The following is a 16,186-nucleotide window of genomic DNA, read 5'->3' as shown; positions in this document are numbered from 1 at the left end:
GACCGTCGCACTGGCGGCGTGACTACAACCTGTCACCTATTCGTGCAGCAGTCCCATGTGGATTAGGCATCGCTCGCTCGTCGTGACTTCACCGGAGCCCAGAGCAGTTTGAAGCAGGGAGTATGCCCGCGCGGAGAAGCCGCCGAGGTGGTAGGCGGCTGCTGCCACGACACGGTGGAAGCCCCGTTCGCGCGAGCTGGGTCCTCTCGCGATGACCGATTCGATGGCTGTGGCTGCGCCCTCGAAGCCACGTTGTGCGAGAGTCTGTGACCCTTTCGCTTCCACGAGTCGCAAGCCCAGACTCAGGAGCGAATAACCGTAGGAGAGAACGTCGTAGCTGAGCAACCGATCGAATGCGGGTGCGCCGTCGGGCAGAACACCGTCGCGCCAGATCATCGAGCGGGCCTCTCCTCGCACGAGAAGCTGTTCGCGAAATCCGCGGGTGGTCGCCTCCCGAATCGCGGCCTCAATGTCCTCAACTGTCTCGGGCATCGGCGACCGCCTTCGAATACGCGTTCGCTACGAACGCTTGATGCTCTGAGACCTGCAGACCGACGGCGAAGCGCTTTACGCGTCCCTGATATGCGGCCGTGTTTGTCCGAAGGAGGTTGCGCGGGTCATTGCCCGTGAAGGTGAACAGCAGTTGCACCACCTGCCGTTGCTTGATCCCTGTAGTCAGCTGGGCATCGTCGACCAGGTTCGCCAGCGTGTGCTCGCCGAGTTCGTGAAGTCGGTCGGCGACGAAGCTGAGAGCATGAGGCGATGGACGTCCCTGGTCGCGTCTCAGTGAAACGTCTGCGTCCGTGATCGTTGCAGTTCCGAGCGTTGCGCGGCTCTTCGCCTCGCCCTTCAGCAACTCCAGAGTTCCGCTGGTGCCAACGCGCACGCCAACCAAGTCGTCGCCACGCATCGACATCTCGCGGTGGTCCTTCCACCGCAACCGTTCCACCACTCGGAAGCCCAGCTCAAGCGTCGCGTACTGAGCTCCGATGATCTCTCCGAGGTCGCCCGAGCGGGTTCGCTTGCTGGGGGGGGAAGCTTCCCCTCTAGGTATTCGGCGGCAGCAGGCTTCCCCAGCTCGGTGAGGATGGCGGTGATCCGGTCCGGTCCCGCGTATTGGCTCGGGATCTGCTCTGCGGCCCAGCCGACGCCCAACCCCATGGTCGTAGACGGGACAACCATGTGCACCATCGCGTGCTGCCTAAGCGGCTCGCGTGTGGATGTCGTCCACGAGGAAAAGGGCACCATGTCCTCAATCGTGGCATAGGCCCCAACTGTCGAACTCAAAGGGTCCTCGTCACACCGACGTCGGAGGTTTCCTCCAACTCGCCCGCTGGTGGCGAGCCATCCCTGGCCCGCGAAGCCGTTCGCGCCGCACGCTTGTCCTCGTACTTGGCGGACTTCAGACAGGACCACATACCGAAAACAGACTCTCCACCCCGTCCCCTCCCCGCCGTCGCGGTAGTCGCCTCAACTAGTTCGGCACCACGGGGCCGCTACTGGAGTCGGAGAGCCCATGTGGGGGTGCTGGCCTGCGTCTGCCCCGTGACGAGGATGTTGGCGTCGTCCACCACTGCGGCGTCTAGGGACCCCGCCGCAGCCGGAGTGAGTGAGCCGGCCTCCACCACATCGTGCGGGCTGGGGATCCGCGCGATGAACTTGCGGACGTTGACCGGCGGGTGGCTGTCGGTGATGTCGGGCAGCATGATGTGCAGGCAGGAGCACTCAGGGAGGGCCGCGTCGATTAAGGGTGACGACAGGTCGTCCCGACGTCCGGTGGTGCACAGGAGGCGTTCGATGAGCTCTGCGATCCCCGATTCAGTCAGCACGGTGGATTGAGCTGCGAGACGCCGCGGCGGGCGACGAACACCGAGCGCGGGTCGCACACCGTAAAACGATGTTTCGAGTGTCGCGGACTATAGGCGCGCGCCGAGACTCAGTTACTACCGACGACGTAATCGATCAACCGTAGCCACGGAGTCGATCGTCGCGCACCGTTGGCGGGACGTCTTGGAGCTCGCCCAGTCGGTAGCGGTGGTCGGCGACTGCTGCGCGGGTGAAGAGCGATTGATTGCAACAGGCGCCGTGCCCGCGCCTGCGTGAGCTGTGCTGACTTGCAGCGCGCAAGCCCCCGATATGAGATTTTGACCACATCCAGCTGTGTGCGTACAGTGAACAGGTGCCCGTATGACGAACAAGATGTGAGGTGGGACAGATGGTGAAACCAACTGCGGCGATCGGAGTGTGGGACGGTCTGAGTGCGAAGGCGGCTGAGGCGGCCGGGGCCCAGATGCTGTGTGCGTCAGGGTTCGCGATCTCGGCGTCTCTGGGACTTCCCGATGCTGAGCTCTATACCGCGACGGAAAACCTGCGGGCGGTCGCGGGGATCCGTGAGTCCTCGAGCCTGCCCGTAATCGCGGATATCGACACTGGTTACGGCAATGCACTCAACGCCGCTCGGACAGCCAGGAAGTATCGTGACCTCGGTGTGGACTACGTCTTCATGGAAGACCAGCAGTCGCCCAAGGAATGTCCAGTCTCCTCCGCCGCTGAACTTCCCCTCGTGACCACGAAGCAGTTCGTTGGGAAGATTCGAGCAATCAAGGACGCAGTCGGGGGCAGTCTTAAACTCGTGGCGCGTACTGACGCCCACGGCGAGCAGGCGATCGCCAGAGCCGTCGCCTATGCGGAGGCTGGTGCCGACTTCGTGATGCCAGTGAGTAAGACGTTTACCACGCAAGAAGAGTGGTTGAGGTGCCGCACTGCCTCCGGCCTGCCCCTGGTGGCCACACTGACTCCGTCCACGTGGATCGAACGAGACTTTACCGACGAAGTGATGGAACGACTTGGCATCAGCATCGCCATCCTCCCTACGCAGGGCCTAATGGCGGCTACCCGGGCAATGACGGACGTATTCGCCAATCTGGCTCGAAATACCGACCATCGCCAGGACTGGGGCATGGAGCACAGCGAGTTCTCCGACTTCATCGGGTTCGAACAGGTCCATGCCGACCAAGCCAAGTACCTGCCGGCCGAGGTGACTGCGTGATGCGTGCCGAGACCATTACAGAAAAGATTCTGGGCGGGACCATCGGCCACGCCGTTGTGGCTGGCGAGTCCATCAAGGCCCAGCCAGACTTCATGATCGCCTATGACTTTCCCGGTTACACAGACAAGATGTTCCGGCAAATGCATGACGACTTCGGAATTACCCAGCTTGAAAATCCGGAGCGGTACATCGTTTTCATGGATCACATGCTCACGCAGCAGTCCGCGAAGGAGCGGGACATCCACCAGGTCACTCAGGAGTGGTGTGACTTCTACGGGATCAGGGCCTACGAGGCCCAGGGGATCGGGCATCAACTAACTGTGGAGTACGGTTTCGCTCAACCTGGACGCTTCCTGATCCACTTCGATGGCCACATCAGCGGTGTCGGCGCAGTCAACGCTTTGGGCTGGGGTGTACGGAGAGATCTCATCGAGGGGTGGGTTAGCGGAGCCGTAACAGTCACAGTGCCCGAGACTGTCCGGATCAACCTCTATGGAGACCTGCAGGACCACATAGATTCTCGAGATCTGCTGCACACCATCATTCGGGACCAGGGTGCTGACGGTTGCGCCCATAAGGTAATCGAGTTCGGCGGCCCGGGCGCCGCAAGCTTGTCCATTGACCAGCGACAGGCGCTATGCGGCATGGCGATGTTCACCGGTGCTGTCAGCGCAGTGTTCGAGCCAGACCTGGTCATCACGGACTACCTCGGCCATGCGGAAGGCCTCGTGTATCCGGATAAAGGCGCCAGCTACGCGAAAGTCGTCGAGATGGACCTGGGTGCGGTAGTCCCTCAGGTGGTCTTACCTGGCTCGGCCAAGGCCACGAACACCCTCCCTGAGCTCGAGCTGCGTGGCACCCAGATTAATCGGGCCTTCATCGGCTCTTGCGTGTCTGGCCGGGTGGATGACTTCCGGATCGCCGCCGAGCTGTTGCGCGGACGCAAGGTCGCCGAAGGGGTGGAACTGAATGTTGTTCCCTCGTCGCGCACGATCTACAAGCAGGCTGAGGAACTGGGGTACGTGGCGGTATTGCAGGAAGCAGGCGCACAGATCGCGGAATCAAGTTGCGACTTTTGCTTCGGGTACCAGAAGCCTCTGGTTAAGGGGGAGAAGAGCATTTCAACTGGGGTGCTGAACATCTCTGGCCGCATGGGTGACCCAGAAGCGGAGATATATATGGGCTCCGCCGCGACTGTGGCCGAAAGTGCCGTTCGCGGGCACATCACGTCTCCTCTGGCTGGAGGTCACTGATGGCCTACGCGAATGCACTCATCACAGGACGGGTCCAGGCCGTCTTCGGGGACGACTTCGACATCGACCTGACTATCGGCGTTGAGAACATCAAAGGTGGGGACCTCGACTTCCTCAAGGAGCAGTGCATGCAGCGCCTGGACCCGGACTTCCGGTCACGGGTGGCGCCGGGGGACATCTTGGTGGGCGGACGAAACTTTGGATACGGGCACCCGCACTACCCACCGATGGTGGCCCTCAAAGCCTGGGGAATCCAGGCAATCGTGGCGGAATCGTTCGCACCTGGCTTCTGGCGGGGGGAGACTCACAATGGCTTCCCGCTCATCGCCATCCCCGGCGTCTCACGGTCTGCGGCGATAGGCGACCGAATCGAACTGGACTGGAGGAACGCGTCTCTCTCCTTCACGGCGAGCGGCGAGGTCCTTACCGGTGAACCACTGAACGACCATCAGGTCCGAGTTATCGAAGCAGGTGGGGCGTACAACCTGCTTCTGAACCAGTACGCACTCCGCACGGCTGAGACCGTCTGATCTTTCAGCGTCGAAAGGCACATCATGAGCACAGCCCCAACTGAACTTAAGGTAGACCGCACCAAGGCGAAAAAGGCTGCCCTTGCCGGCGGTGTCGGCACACTAATTGAGTACTACGACTTTGGTGTCTATGGATTCCTCTCCATCTATATCGCCCCGCTGTTCTTCATCTCTGATAACCCTGCGGTGCCTCTGTTGGCCACACTTGCGGTCTTTGGCGTCGCGTATGTGGCGCGACCCTTCGGCGGGATCTTCTTCGGGACTCTAGGAGACAAGGTCGGGCGCAAGTCCGCCCTTGTACTGTCTGTCATCTTGATGGGCGTCGCCTCGAGTGTCCTGGGACTGTTGCCGACCTATGCGGCGGTGGGTGTGCTTGCTCCGATCCTACTCGTGCTCGTCCGGCTGGTGCAGGGCTTTTCGGCGGGTGGCGAGATCGGCGGCTCGGCCACCTACATCGCCGAGTCGGCCCCGCCGAACCGCCGAGGCATGTTCGGCAGCTTCACTCCCATCGGATCGACGCTCGGATTCTCCGTTGCGGCGGCAGTGGTCGGGCTGACCACCCTGATCGTGGGTGCAGACAACATGGCTGCTTGGGGGTGGCGCATCCCGTTCCTCATATCTATCCTGTTGACCGCAGTCTGCCTGGTCATCCGGCTCAGGCTCGAGGACACAGACACTGTCCGAGAGCTCGCAGCCACAGACCAGAAGGCTTCCAACCCGTTCTGGACCGTCGTCAAGAATCATCCCCTGGCGGTGTTACGGGTTGTTGGTATCGCCATTGCTACGAACGGCACCGGCTACGTAGGCCTGACGTACTTCTCCGTGTACCTGATCAACGACGTGGGGTACTCGCCACAGACAATCCACTGGATCTCTGCGCTGGGCATAGCATTGGCCTGCCTGACGTACCCACTGTCCGGTCTGTGGTCAGACATCGTTGGCCGAAAGAAGGTGTTTGCAGCCGGCTGCATTGGCTATCTGGTGCTGACCTATCCAATGCTCTATGTCCTCGGCCTCGGCAACTCGCTGATCGTGGTGCTCCTGGTCTACGTCGTCTACATCGGTCTCAATGGTGTGCTGCAGGTACCTGCGTTCCCGCTCTTCACGGAGCTGTTCCCAGGGAAGGTCCGATACTCAGGGGTGGCGCTGGGCTTTAATGTCGGCACTATCATCGCCGGCGGTACTGCCCCGTACATCGCTGCTCAGCTGGTGGCTTCCACCGGGGACCCGGTTTCTCCAGCTTTCTGGGTCATCGGGGTGGCGATTGTCGGTCTTGCCACGGTGCTCACCATCAAGGAGACATCTAGGATGGAACTTCCAAAGTAGTGGGCGCCCGATAGCGAGCGGACAAGGCTCCGGGCTCAGCCGGCGTATGGAAGGCAACGAGCACACGTATGGCGAATGATGAGGGAACCAGCCCACGGAATGACGTGGTGTCTGCCGTGATGCGGGCGTGTGATTTGATGTCAAGGTTCAGCCCGGACCAGGAGCTGTGGACGTTGGCCGAGCTGACGAAGGCAACCGGGCTGAACCGGACCACGGCTTACCGTCTCGTGAACACCCTCGTGGATGCTGGCTGGCTCGTCCGAATTGACGAGACGCATTTCGGAGTGGACTGGCGGGTCTACCGGATTGGCGCGAGCGCCTACTCCCGGAATGACCTGCGCGGCATCGTCCGCCCTCATCTCCAAAGGCTGGCGGACACCTTTGGTGACACGGCCTACTTCATGATCCCGGACGAACAGTCGGTGGCCTGTGTAGACATGGTGGTGGGCCATTCGCCCTTGCAGATCCACGGGATGCAGATCGGCTCCCGGCTTCCGTTAAACGCAGCCGCGGCCCCGCTGGCGATGCTAGCCCGGTCCCCGGCTCTTCTGGAGCAGGCGATGGCCTCGCCGTTAAAGTCGTACACCGAGCAGTCGATCACGGATTCCCAGACGCTGAAGGAGACGGTGGGTGCCGTGCGGCGTGACGGCTATGCCGTAAGCCGGGACGATTTTCTGAACGGGGTTTCCGCCGTGGCCGTGGCCGTGATGCTAGGGGAGGACCTATTCGGCACGGTGAGCTTGGGTGGGGCGTCGGTCCACTTCGGTTACGACGACCTTCAGCGTCGGATTGGGGGAGTGCGGGTGGCAGCGCAGGAACTCTCTGCGCAACTCGAGACTATGCCACAGGCTCATCAGCTCGCTCCTTGGATCACCGCCGCGAGATCGTGACACTGGCCGGGTATTGGCCGAGATTTGCTGGGTCTTGATGCGTACGGCTCTGTCGAAGTTCTGGTCTGCGTATCGACGTACTGTCGTGGGGGAACGAAAGCCAGGGCACGTCACTTCAAGGCGCGGTACTGGAAGGGCTGGCGGAAATCCGCGATAGTCGTCAACTGTTCGAGTTGGCACTTCTGTCACGTGTGACGGTCCGTCACTTGAAGATGGATCGGTGTGGCGGCTTCGACTGTGAGCCACCAGTGAGCGTCCGCGCGGTGCGGTATCGGGGCGAGTGCGCGGTGCCCTGCCACGCGCAACGATTCTTCCGGCCAGGGGCCCAGGAGCAGAGTCGGCCCGGCCCCGTCCACGGGGGGCGCACCTGATGGCGGACCGGTGGACGGGCCGCCGAACCTGGCGGTGTGTGAGGCGCTGTGAGGCGCGGCTGGGTTTCCGGATACGAGGCGGTTTCCAGAGATGATGCACACCGGTCTGCGCTTCGCGGCAGCGGCATCCGCTGCTGCACGCTGCGCGGGATCATCGGAGTCGAGGACGACGGTCGTGCCCTGGTCTCGCAGGTTGCCGACGAATGCAGTGAGGACAGCAGGTTCCTCTGCGGCAGCGACGAGAACGGTGAGGACGTGTCCGTGGACTTCAGGTTCCCAGAGGACCTCGGTGCCGGCCGGATCGCAGCCGATGCGCACGGCGCCGGCCGAACGGCCCGGCTGGGTGTGTTCTGGCTCGGCTGCGGTGAAGTGGGACCACAGCAGGTGGGGTCGAACTGGTTCCCCAGTCGGTTCCCCGATCGGGGCCCGGTCGGTTCGCAGCGATTCCCTCACGATCTGCAGGTCTGCTCCTTCATGGCTGTCGGTGACGGCTGCCTCGCCGATGATGGCGGCCCGTCCCGGCGGCCAGTCTCCGGAGAACCGCGAGGCACTCAGCCCGAAGAACACGGCGTCCTGCTCGGAGGCGGGAGGAAAGACGATCCGTGTCTGAGCGGTCTGCGCGAGCCTCTGTGCGAGTGCTCGCCGCTGACCCGACACGACGAACTTCATGCCCGCGCTTCCGGTGAGCAGCCGTTCCAGACGATCGACGCGCGGAGAGGTCTGGTGTGCGGTGATGAACTCGTCCCAGTCGTCGACGGCCCACACGACGGGGCGACGCATCCGCTCGCACTCGGCGATGAGGTGATCGATCGCCCAGGCCTCCGCATGCCCCAGGCGGAGGATCCCCTCAGCGTCGACGTGCGGCGCGTCGGACTGCGGTCCGATGTGGATGACCGGCAGCCCGGCTGAGTGGAACGCGCGAGCACAGGCCTCGACCGCGGTCGACCAGCCGCGGCCTCGGCCCCCGGAGACCGTGATGGAGCCGGAATCGGCTGAGAGGTCGACGTGTGCCACACGGTTCTCGTCCGGCAGATCGACGAGGCCGATGGTCGTGGTGTCGGTCCACGGGAGGTGATCGGGCAGCAGGTGATCGGGCAGTGCGGGGGCGATGACCTCGTGCCGCGGTCCCGGAGGCCCGTCCGAGACGACGGGCAGAGAAGGGGGGCGGAGCGGAAGCGGGAGGACGACCTCGGCAGCGCCCGTCAGGGACGTCACCGTCACGTGCGGCCCGGAGGACGCTGCGGGCTCGGGATCTCCGGGACGTGCAGAACGGAAGGCGCGGATGCCGTTGTCATCGGACACGAGGGCGGTCCCCGGGCGGTGTGGGTCGAGCCACGCGGCGTCAGGCACTCCCAGGACCTCGTGCGAGTCTGACTCGTCGCGCACTCGCAGGCAGATGCGGAGCGAGATGTTCGCCCGCATCCGTGCGGAGACCACTCCGGACGGCCGCTGGGTCGCCAGCACGAGGTGGACGCCCAGCGACCGGCCGACCGCGGTGAGGTGCTCGAACTTCGCGACGATGTGCGGGCTGAGCGATGTGAGCACGTGGAACTCGTCGATGACGACGAGCAGACGCGGCAGCCGGCGGACTGAGGGGTCGTGCCGGGAGCGTTCGAGCAGCTCGTCGATGTCGCGGCACCCCGAGTGGGCCAGATGCCGCTCGCGGCGCGCGATCTCTGCGGTGATGCTGCGGACGGCCCGCAGCGCGGCGGGTTCGTCGAGGTCGGTGACGAGGCAGTCGGTGTGAGGGCGGTGCAGGAATCCGCTGAGGCTTGCGCCGCCCTTGAAATCGAGCAGGACGAGGCGGAGGTCGTCGGGTGAGTGGGTGCGGCAGAGTGCGTCGAGCCACGCCTCGAGGAGGACCGATTTGCCGCTGCCGGTGGTGCCGGCGACGAGTGCGTGGGGGCCGGAGGTGCGCAGGTCGAGCACGGCGAGCGGGTTCTCGGGTCGGAGGGTGGCGGCCACATCCTTCGGGGCGCCGATGCTGCCGCGGCCGGGTTCGGGACGGATCGAGCCCCGCGGTGCCTCCGGCATCGGAACAGGAGGCCCCAGCGGAACGGACAGCGGACCTGCGTCGGGCTGACCTGTCGCGACCCAGTGCGCGAGGACGTCGGACACGAAGCTCGATGAGTCAGCGTGTTGAACGCGGGGGCCCTGAGAGTGCACGTGCGATCCGAGAGTCCTCGCGGCCAGGAGTCGGAGGAGCGTCGAGCGATGCATGCGATGAGCGTCGAAGAGTCCGCTGAGCGGCGAGCCGACGACGGAGGAACTCGTCGTGTCGAGTGGGGTGGAACCGATGCGGTGTGCCTGCGCCGAGTGGGCTCCGTCTGATCCCGGTCGGGTGAGGGAGTCGGGCCGTGCTGGGCTTCCGCAGAGGATCTCGAGTGGCGGTGCGTTGAGGGCATCGGGGCCGGTGACCACATAGGAGACCTCAGTCGGATCCGTCGTGGCTGAGGTCTGCGGCGGCGAGACACGGCACGAGTTCGCGGGATCGGCGAGCCCGGCGAATTCGGGGAACGCTTCATCGGCGACGCATCCTCCGCCCGCGGAGAGGTGTGCGGCGACGACGGACCGCACGATCGCGTGTGCTCGCTCGGGCGGACCCGTCACGCGGACGCGCGCACTGCGGGGTATGAGGAGCGGCTCGTCCTCGAGGATGAGGAGTGCTGTGTCGCCGTCCAGCTGATGGGGCGGTAGACGGCGCTGTGCGTGAGCGCGCTCGTCCTGATCGCGCGGGAGCCGCACGCCCACGGTGCTGAGGCACCGCCCCGTGCCGAGCACCAGCAGATCCTCCCGCTGCGGCGCAGCGCTTCTGCGACTCGTCCCGCCGTAGGCGATCTCCTCCAGACGGCGGGAGAACGTGCGGCACTGCGCGTCCACGCCGGCGAGGGTGCGTGTCACAGCCTGGGCGTGCCGCCGTCGGCTCTCGATCGTCTCGCGGGCGAATCGGCGGCGTTCGACGCGCAGCGTGACGGCAGCCGTCGCAGGTCCGGCGAGGCTGAGGAGGAGGAACCACCACGTGCCGATCACCAGAGCGAGGATGATCCCGATCCCGATCGGTGCGGCGTAGACGAGCCAGGACGGGGACCGGACCGGCGTGACGTCCTCCGGCTCCGGCCACGCGAGGGGTGCGGGGGAGGCATCGGTCCTGTGGTCGCCGCTGTGGCCACCAGCAGTCGGATCACCGCTGTTCGCGAGGGTGAGGGTCGTGGATCCGACGACGCAGCGAGATGGGTCCGCTGCCGCATCGTCGAGTGTGGCAGAGCGGAGCAGTGCTCCGTCCACGGTGATGCCGGCTGGACCGTTCGCCAGGGTGAGGGGGCGTCGCGAGAGATACGGGTCCGCGAGGTCGACGTCGAGTCCGGCACCGCGTCCCAGTGTCCATTCGCCGCGCGGCACTGCGATCGCGAATCCGGATTCCGGCCCGGAACGGACGATGACCCGTGCGTGGCCCCCGGGAGTGGGCTGCGCGGGTGTGAGGAGCGTGAGCCCGGGGGAGTCGACGGTGACCGGGTGGGCCCCGGCCCAGGTCGCCCACGGGAGCGGATCCGCGGCAGATGAGGTCCCGTGCGCGGCCCGGTCGGTTCCGAATGCACGGACTGCGCCGACCGCACTCAGCACGCGGGCTGCGGGAGCCCACCCGGGGGCGACGATGCGATGACTGGACGTCCGGGTCCCGGAGACGGAATGGAGGATCGCTGAGTACACGACCTCCACGATCTGTGGGAATGCGCTGTCGGGGAAGGCCGATTGTGCACGTGTGGACGAGGACCGCGGGTTCCACAGGTGCGTGTGCGGGTGGTCGGCGTGCCGAGTCGGTGGCCTGTGACGCGAGCAGAGGTGACTGGCAGAGGTGAGTGATCGTCACAGCCGAAGAGCGCCGCGGACCGTCGCGGTCGCCTCGAGCTCGATCCATGACGGTGCGAAGGGGGACAGGAGCGCGGGCACATACGCCGTGCGGAGGGTCACCTCCGCGCTGAGTCCGTCGGGGCTGCGACCGGAGACGGAGACGTCCGTGTAGCCGGCAGGGACCTCGACGGCCGACAGGTAATGGCGGGCCGACTCCGTCACTCCCTCGTCGGTGAGAAGGATCGCCGGTTCGTCGGTGGGCGCGGCGTCGAAGGATTCCGCAGAGGCGAGGGCCGCGGAGTCCGCGAGGGCGAACAGCTTCCGCTGCGCGAGCCACATGTCGGTGATGAGCGCCGCGAGCAGGATGAGCGCCAGCGCGATCGTCGCGAATCCGATCGCCAGCGGAGTGATCGACCCGTCGTCACGTCGACGGCGGGGTGCCGGGGTGCGTCTCATCATTCCTCCGCGGGTGCGACGAGGTCGGTGTGGCTGGAGCGGACGGTGAGGGCGGGAAGCCTCGTCTCACCGAGCACGGCGGGGATCCCGGGAATCGGGATCCGTGCGACGACGGTCGCGGTGACCCGCGTTCCGGCGGTGGTGCAGGTACCCGAGCAGCTGAGGTCGATCTGCCAGTCCGCCTGTTCGAGACCGTGGTCCGCGAAGTGCAGGGCCCCGAGGTCGCGCGCAGTCGTCTGCGCGGCGGTCGGGTGGCGGGCCGCGGAGTGAGCGGCGTCGATCGCCGTCGACTGCGCCGCGTACGCGCCCGCCTGCACCTGCGCGAGGGCGACGAGCAGGTAGAGGAGGGGGATGAGGAGGACGACGGAGCCGAAGACGAACTCGATGAGGGCACTTCCCTCGTCAGCGCGGCCTCGGGCGCGGGGCTGGAATCGGGGTCCGCGGGAGCTCACAGGTCCGGACCCTCCAGGTCCAGGCCGTCCAGATCCCGATCGTCCAGGTCCGGATCCTCGACCAGGGCACGGCCCTGCAGCTCCCACATGTCGCCTGGACCCACGAGTCCGGCGACGGGCACCGGAGTCCGCACCGTCACCGTGACGAGGGTGTGCGGTCCGGCCGGCGACGTCGTCACATGGACGTCTTCGGCGTAGGACGAGCTGAGCGCTGTCGAGATGAGCTGGGCGGTGTGCTTCGCGCCATCGTCAGTCGTGCGGTCGGCCGCCGCTGCGATCCGTGCACCGGCGATCGCCGAATCGACGACTGTGTTCCGCACGTGCATCGCCAGACCGATCTGCAGCACTGCGGCGAAGACCAGGGTGAGGAGCGCGGAGACCATGACGAACTCTGCGACTGCTGAGCCTGAGTCCGCGGGGCGAGCGGGTGCGACGACCCGGCGGGGCGCTGCGCGCCGAGGGGGTGCGAGGGGCACTGCGATTCCGTCCGCCGTGGTTCAGCCCGCCTGCCGGACCTTGTTGATGCTGTCGGTGAAGAGCGAGGTGAACGCTTCGCCCGCGAGCGCCCAGAGCGCGACGACCAGCGCGGCCGTCATGACCGTGATGAGGACCCAGCCGGGCACATCGCCGCGGTCGGGCCGGGAGTCGCGGCGGCCTCGGCGGCGGGATGGTGAGGCCGGGGAGGCGAGGCCTCCGACCAGCGCGAGCACGCTGAGCAGGGCGGTGATGAGGAGGGCGCGGGTGCGGACGAGCATGGTGTGTCTCCTTCGTGAGGGGTCGGGTTCGTGAGGGGTCAGGGGCCCAGTTCGAGGACAGCGAGGGTCGGATAGATGGCGAAGAGCACGGTGACGGGGAGGACGAACGCCACGACTGGAATGAGCATCGCCACCTCCTTGCGACCGCTCACCTCCATGAGCGAGCGCCTCCCGTGCTCGCGGACGTCGGCGGCCTGTGCCCGCAGGACCTCCGCCAGGGGAGTGCCGCGGGAGGTCGCCACTGCGATGCCGTCGACGAAGCGGATGATCGACGGGTTCCCCGTGCGGGTCCCCATCGCGTCGAGTGCCTCGACCAGCGGTGTGCCGGTGCGCACCTGGGACAGCGCCCGGGTCAGTTCCTGGCTGAGCTCGCCCGTCGTGGACCGGCAGACGCGCTCCAGCGCGTCGATCGTGCCTTCGCCGGCGGTCATGGACAGGGCCAGGATCTCTGCGACGGTCGGGAACTCCGCCATGATGCGCCGTTCGCGTCCGCGCACCTGCTGCGTGAGCCACCAGTCGTTGACGATGTGCCCGATGACGGCGCCCAGACCGATCAGACCCAGGAGGACGACGGGAGAGAAGCCGCGCGTGACTGCGGAGACGGCGCCGAGTACGGCGCCGGAGGCCAGTCCCGCGAGGATGCAGAGGACCTGGCGCGTGCGGAATCGCTCCACCGTCGTCGCGCCGCCCAGTTGCTGGAGTCGCCGCAGGACGGACGAGTCCGTCGTGATGCGGGAGGCGAGCCAGGTGCCCCACGACGACGCCGTCGTGTGGAGTATCCCCATGAGGCCGGTCGTCGGCGCGGCGGGTGCGCCGTAGAGGGAGGCGACGCGCGGCTGGTCGCGCAGGTAGGGGCCGATCCGATCGGCGAGCGTGGGCCGGCGGAGGATGGGGAGACTCGCCGCCGTGAACGCGGCGCTGAGTCCGAGGACGAGTCCCACGATGATCGCGACGGCCGGATTGAAGACGTCGACCTGGGACCACACGGCGGTGCTCATCGACGCGGTGCTCGTCTCAGCGACGCTCAACGGTGCCGCGCTCATCGGTGCCGCGCTCATCGGTGCCGCGCTCATCGCAGCACCCGCGGCTCGTTCGGCAGGCGACCGATCCGCTTCATGACCCGGTAGGCGCTGAGTGAGACGACCATCCCGGTGAGCAGCAGGACCATGCCGCCGGGCGTGCTGTAGGCGGCAGCGGCCTCGGACCGGGTGGCGAGGAGCGCGAGGACGATCCATGGTGCGGCGACCGCCAGCCGCGCCCCCGTGACCGTCCAGCTCTGGCGTGCCTTGAGCTCGGACCGTGTGCGCGCGTCCTCCCGCAGAAAGTGCGCGAGGGTCCGCAGCAGGGTGCCCAGCTCCGTCCCGCCGACGTCGCGCGTCACGGCCAGGGCTGCGACGATCCTGTCTGCGACGGGGTCCGCGCTCGCCCTCTTGAAGGCGTCGAGCGCCATGGTGAACGAGCCGGTGGCCCGGTACTCGTCCTCGAAGACGTGGAACACCGGGCGGAGACCGTCAGGACCGCGATGCGCCAGCGCGGCGAGGGCCTCGGGCAGGGACATCCCGGCGCGGACTCCGGAATGCAGATGGTCGATCGCATCGGGCCACAGGACTCGGCGCTCCACCTCGCGGGAGCGCGAACGCCGGCGGACGTAGGCGAGCGGCACCGCTGATGCGAACACGGCGAAGCACGTGCTGATGGGGGCGGAGGCCGTGACGGCGTATCCGATGAGCCAGACGAGGGCCGCTGCTCCCGCGCTGATCGCTGCGAGGTGTCCGGGTGTGACGCGCGGGAAGTCCGCTGCGACGAGGTCGTCCGCGAGTTCGTCGACGAAGGGCGACCGGCGGCGCGTCCGCGTCCGCGTCTCCCAGAAGGACGACCAGATGAACAGGAGGCCTGCGGCGAGCACGACGCCGCAGAGCGCTCCCATGAGCGTGGTGGTCACGCGGCCTCCAGCAGGGAGTGGACATCCTTGCCGATCGCGGCGATGCGCTCGCCCAGATGGCTGAAGCCGCTCCCGCGGATCAGGGGACCCGACCCTTCGGTGTGGAAGATGGTCTCGAGTTCGACGGTTCCGGACTCGACACCGCCGGGGACCGCCACGATCTCGTGCACGCGCCGCGAGCCGTTGCGCAGGAGGGTGAGGTGGACGACGAGGTCGATGCAGCCCGCGACGGTGGGGGTGACGAATGACGACCCGATGTTCGGACCTGCGAGCAGCGGCAGTGTGCACATCTTGGTGATCGCGCTGCGTGCGGAGTTCGCGTGCAGGGACCCCATCGCCGGCAGGCCTGCGTTCATCGCGATGAGCATGTCGAGGCTCTCCGCCTCCCTCACCTCGCCGACGATCACCCGGTCGGGCCGCATCCGCAGCGCTTCCTTCACGAGGCGGCGCAGCGGCACCTCTCCGGTCCCCTCGAGACTCGGTTGGCGGCACTGCATGGCGATCCAATCGCGTGCGGGGACGGAGAGCTCGAACACCTCCTCGCAGGTGATCACGCGTTCGCGGGCCGGCACGGAGCCGCAGAGGGCGTTGAGCATGGTCGTCTTGCCGGCCTGGGTCTGCCCTGTGACGAGGATGTTGGCGCCTGCCACGACAGCGGCGTCGAGGAACCCCGCCGCGGCAGGAGTGAGGGAACCCGACTCCACCAGGTCGTTGAGGCTGCGGGTCCGTGCGATGAACTTCCGGATGTTGATCGCCGGGTGGCTGCGGGTGATGTCCGGAAGCACGATGTGCAGGCGGGAGCCGTCCGGCAGCGCCGCGTCGACGAACGGGGAGGACAGGTCGACGCGACGCCCGGTGGTGCGCAGGAGGCGCTCGATGAGCTCCGCGATCTCTGATTCAGTCAGGACGGTGGTGGTGAGCTCTGAGACGCCGTGCCGCGAGACGAACACCGCGTGCGGCCCGTTCAGCCAGATCTCCTCGACGGTGGGGTCGTCCAGGTACTTCTGGATCGCGCCGAAGCCGGTGAGGTCGTCGAGCACGCTGCGGCGCAGGGCGTCCGGATCGCCCATGACGGGAAGGGATCCGGACAGGGTCCGTTCGTCGTAGGCGCGGATGACCTCGTCGATGAGGTCTGCCGTGGGCCGAGCCTCCGATCGCGGATCGATGCCGCGCGCGCGGATGAGTTCGCGCACCTCCGCCCGGACGATCTCCACGGCTTCCACAGGGTCTTCCCAATCCTCGGGGTCGTGAAGGCGTAGGTGTGATCCGCTTCACTCTCGGTACGAGAACCAAAGTAGCGGTAAAGGTCCGGT

General features: G+C 66.4%; 16 protein-coding genes. 5 read left to right on the top strand and 11 right to left on the bottom strand.

From position 1 onward, the window contains the following. Nucleotides 1–36: 36 nt before the first annotated feature. From FM105_RS03920 to FM105_RS03910, 3 genes are all read right to left on the bottom strand, one after another. A complete protein-coding gene (locus FM105_RS03920) occupies nt 37–492 on the bottom strand; it encodes a hypothetical protein (protein WP_179207056.1) in 456 nt (151 codons plus the stop codon). Beyond that, nucleotides 476–1,054 (bottom strand): Hachiman antiphage defense system protein HamA, encoded by a 579-nt coding sequence (locus FM105_RS03915; protein ID WP_444861020.1) that lies wholly within the window; start codon nt 1,052–1,054, stop codon nt 476–478. The genes FM105_RS03920 and FM105_RS03915 overlap by 17 nt, the downstream gene beginning before the upstream one ends. Nucleotides 1,055–1,496: 442 nt before the next feature. Next, the gene (locus FM105_RS03910; RefSeq protein WP_087005089.1) at nt 1,497–1,829 is read right to left on the bottom strand and encodes a hypothetical protein; all 333 of its coding nucleotides are present in this window, start codon (nt 1,827–1,829) and stop codon (nt 1,497–1,499) included. Nucleotides 1,830–2,215: 386 nt separating this feature from the next. Between FM105_RS03910 and FM105_RS03905 the strand changes: the two genes are divergently transcribed. The 5 genes from FM105_RS03905 to FM105_RS03885 all read left to right on the top strand — a co-directional run bounded on the left by FM105_RS03905 (nt 2,216) and on the right by FM105_RS03885 (nt 7,048). Then, nucleotides 2,216–3,049, top strand: a complete 834-nt coding sequence (locus FM105_RS03905) for an isocitrate lyase/PEP mutase family protein (protein WP_087005085.1) — start codon at nt 2,216–2,218, stop codon at nt 3,047–3,049. Beyond that, nucleotides 3,049–4,302 carry an aconitase family protein gene (locus FM105_RS03900; protein WP_179207055.1) on the top strand — a complete coding sequence of 418 codons (1,254 nt, stop codon included), beginning with the start codon at nt 3,049–3,051 and terminating at the stop codon, nt 4,300–4,302. Before FM105_RS03905 ends, FM105_RS03900 begins: the two co-directional genes overlap by 1 nt. Then, nucleotides 4,302–4,832 carry a 3-isopropylmalate dehydratase gene (locus FM105_RS03895; RefSeq protein WP_087005083.1) on the top strand — a complete coding sequence of 177 codons (531 nt, stop codon included), beginning with the start codon at nt 4,302–4,304 and terminating at the stop codon, nt 4,830–4,832. Before FM105_RS03900 ends, FM105_RS03895 begins: the two co-directional genes overlap by 1 nt. Before the next feature lie 24 nt (nt 4,833–4,856). Continuing rightward, nucleotides 4,857–6,158: an MFS transporter gene (locus FM105_RS03890; RefSeq protein WP_087005081.1), complete on the top strand. Its 1,302-nt coding sequence runs from the start codon at nt 4,857–4,859 to the stop codon at nt 6,156–6,158. Between the two features lie 68 nt (nt 6,159–6,226). Beyond that, nucleotides 6,227–7,048, top strand: coding sequence for an IclR family transcriptional regulator (locus FM105_RS03885; protein WP_087005079.1), 822 nt, complete (start codon nt 6,227–6,229; stop codon nt 7,046–7,048). A gap of 185 nt (nt 7,049–7,233) precedes the next feature. Here FM105_RS03885 and FM105_RS03880 read toward each other — a convergent pair whose 3' ends face one another. From FM105_RS03880 to FM105_RS03845, 8 genes are all read right to left on the bottom strand, one after another. Next, nucleotides 7,234–11,136, bottom strand: coding sequence for an FtsK/SpoIIIE domain-containing protein (locus FM105_RS03880; RefSeq protein WP_179207054.1), 3,903 nt, complete (start codon nt 11,134–11,136; stop codon nt 7,234–7,236). 147 nt (nt 11,137–11,283) lie between these two features. Next, nucleotides 11,284–11,724 carry a pilus assembly protein TadG-related protein gene (locus FM105_RS03875; RefSeq protein ID WP_087005073.1) on the bottom strand — a complete coding sequence of 147 codons (441 nt, stop codon included), beginning with the start codon at nt 11,722–11,724 and terminating at the stop codon, nt 11,284–11,286. After that, a complete protein-coding gene (locus FM105_RS03870) occupies nt 11,724–12,176 on the bottom strand; it encodes a hypothetical protein (RefSeq protein WP_087005071.1) in 453 nt (150 codons plus the stop codon). Before FM105_RS03870 ends, FM105_RS03875 begins: the two co-directional genes overlap by 1 nt. After that, nucleotides 12,173–12,652: a TadE family protein gene (locus FM105_RS03865; protein ID WP_256970213.1), complete on the bottom strand. Its 480-nt coding sequence runs from the start codon at nt 12,650–12,652 to the stop codon at nt 12,173–12,175. The genes FM105_RS03870 and FM105_RS03865 overlap by 4 nt, the downstream gene beginning before the upstream one ends. Nucleotides 12,653–12,673: 21 nt before the next feature. Then, nucleotides 12,674–12,931, bottom strand: a complete 258-nt coding sequence (locus FM105_RS03860) for a hypothetical protein (RefSeq protein ID WP_101599996.1) — start codon at nt 12,929–12,931, stop codon at nt 12,674–12,676. Between the two features lie 38 nt (nt 12,932–12,969). Next, nucleotides 12,970–13,989: a type II secretion system F family protein gene (locus tag FM105_RS03855; RefSeq protein ID WP_256970212.1), complete on the bottom strand. Its 1,020-nt coding sequence runs from the start codon at nt 13,987–13,989 to the stop codon at nt 12,970–12,972. Between the two features lie 11 nt (nt 13,990–14,000). Further along, nucleotides 14,001–14,873 (bottom strand): type II secretion system F family protein, encoded by an 873-nt coding sequence (locus tag FM105_RS03850; protein WP_087005068.1) that lies wholly within the window; start codon nt 14,871–14,873, stop codon nt 14,001–14,003. Next, a complete protein-coding gene (locus FM105_RS03845; RefSeq protein WP_087005066.1) occupies nt 14,870–16,096 on the bottom strand; it encodes a CpaF family protein in 1,227 nt (408 codons plus the stop codon). Before FM105_RS03845 ends, FM105_RS03850 begins: the two co-directional genes overlap by 4 nt. Nucleotides 16,097–16,186: the final 90 nt, after the last annotated feature.

The organism is Brevibacterium yomogidense (assembly GCF_900163715.1).
In the GTDB taxonomy this organism is placed as follows: domain Bacteria; phylum Actinomycetota; class Actinomycetes; order Actinomycetales; family Brevibacteriaceae; genus Brevibacterium; species Brevibacterium yomogidense_A.
Note: the sequence above shows the minus strand (reverse complement) of the source record. Positions and strands in the feature narration are given on the sequence as shown.

Bases quoted from the DNA above. Each gene is read 5' to 3' on its own strand.
- FM105_RS03920 (WP_179207056.1), bottom strand. From the start codon at position 492: ATGCCCGAGACAGTTGAGGACATTGAGGCCGCGATTCGGGAGGCGACC.
- FM105_RS03905 (WP_087005085.1), top strand. From the start codon at position 2,216: ATGGTGAAACCAACTGCGGCGATCGGAGTGTGGGACGGTCTGAGTGCG.
- FM105_RS03900 (WP_179207055.1), top strand. From the start codon at position 3,049: ATGCGTGCCGAGACCATTACAGAAAAGATTCTGGGCGGGACCATCGGC.
- FM105_RS03895 (WP_087005083.1), top strand. From the start codon at position 4,302: ATGGCCTACGCGAATGCACTCATCACAGGACGGGTCCAGGCCGTCTTC.
- FM105_RS03890 (WP_087005081.1), top strand. From the start codon at position 4,857: ATGAGCACAGCCCCAACTGAACTTAAGGTAGACCGCACCAAGGCGAAA.
- FM105_RS03885 (WP_087005079.1), top strand. From the start codon at position 6,227: ATGGCGAATGATGAGGGAACCAGCCCACGGAATGACGTGGTGTCTGCC.
- FM105_RS03875 (WP_087005073.1), bottom strand. From the start codon at position 11,724: ATGAGACGCACCCCGGCACCCCGCCGTCGACGTGACGACGGGTCGATC.
- FM105_RS03860 (WP_101599996.1), bottom strand. From the start codon at position 12,931: ATGCTCGTCCGCACCCGCGCCCTCCTCATCACCGCCCTGCTCAGCGTG.
- FM105_RS03855 (WP_256970212.1), bottom strand. From the start codon at position 13,989: ATGAGCGCGGCACCGATGAGCGCGGCACCGTTGAGCGTCGCTGAGACG.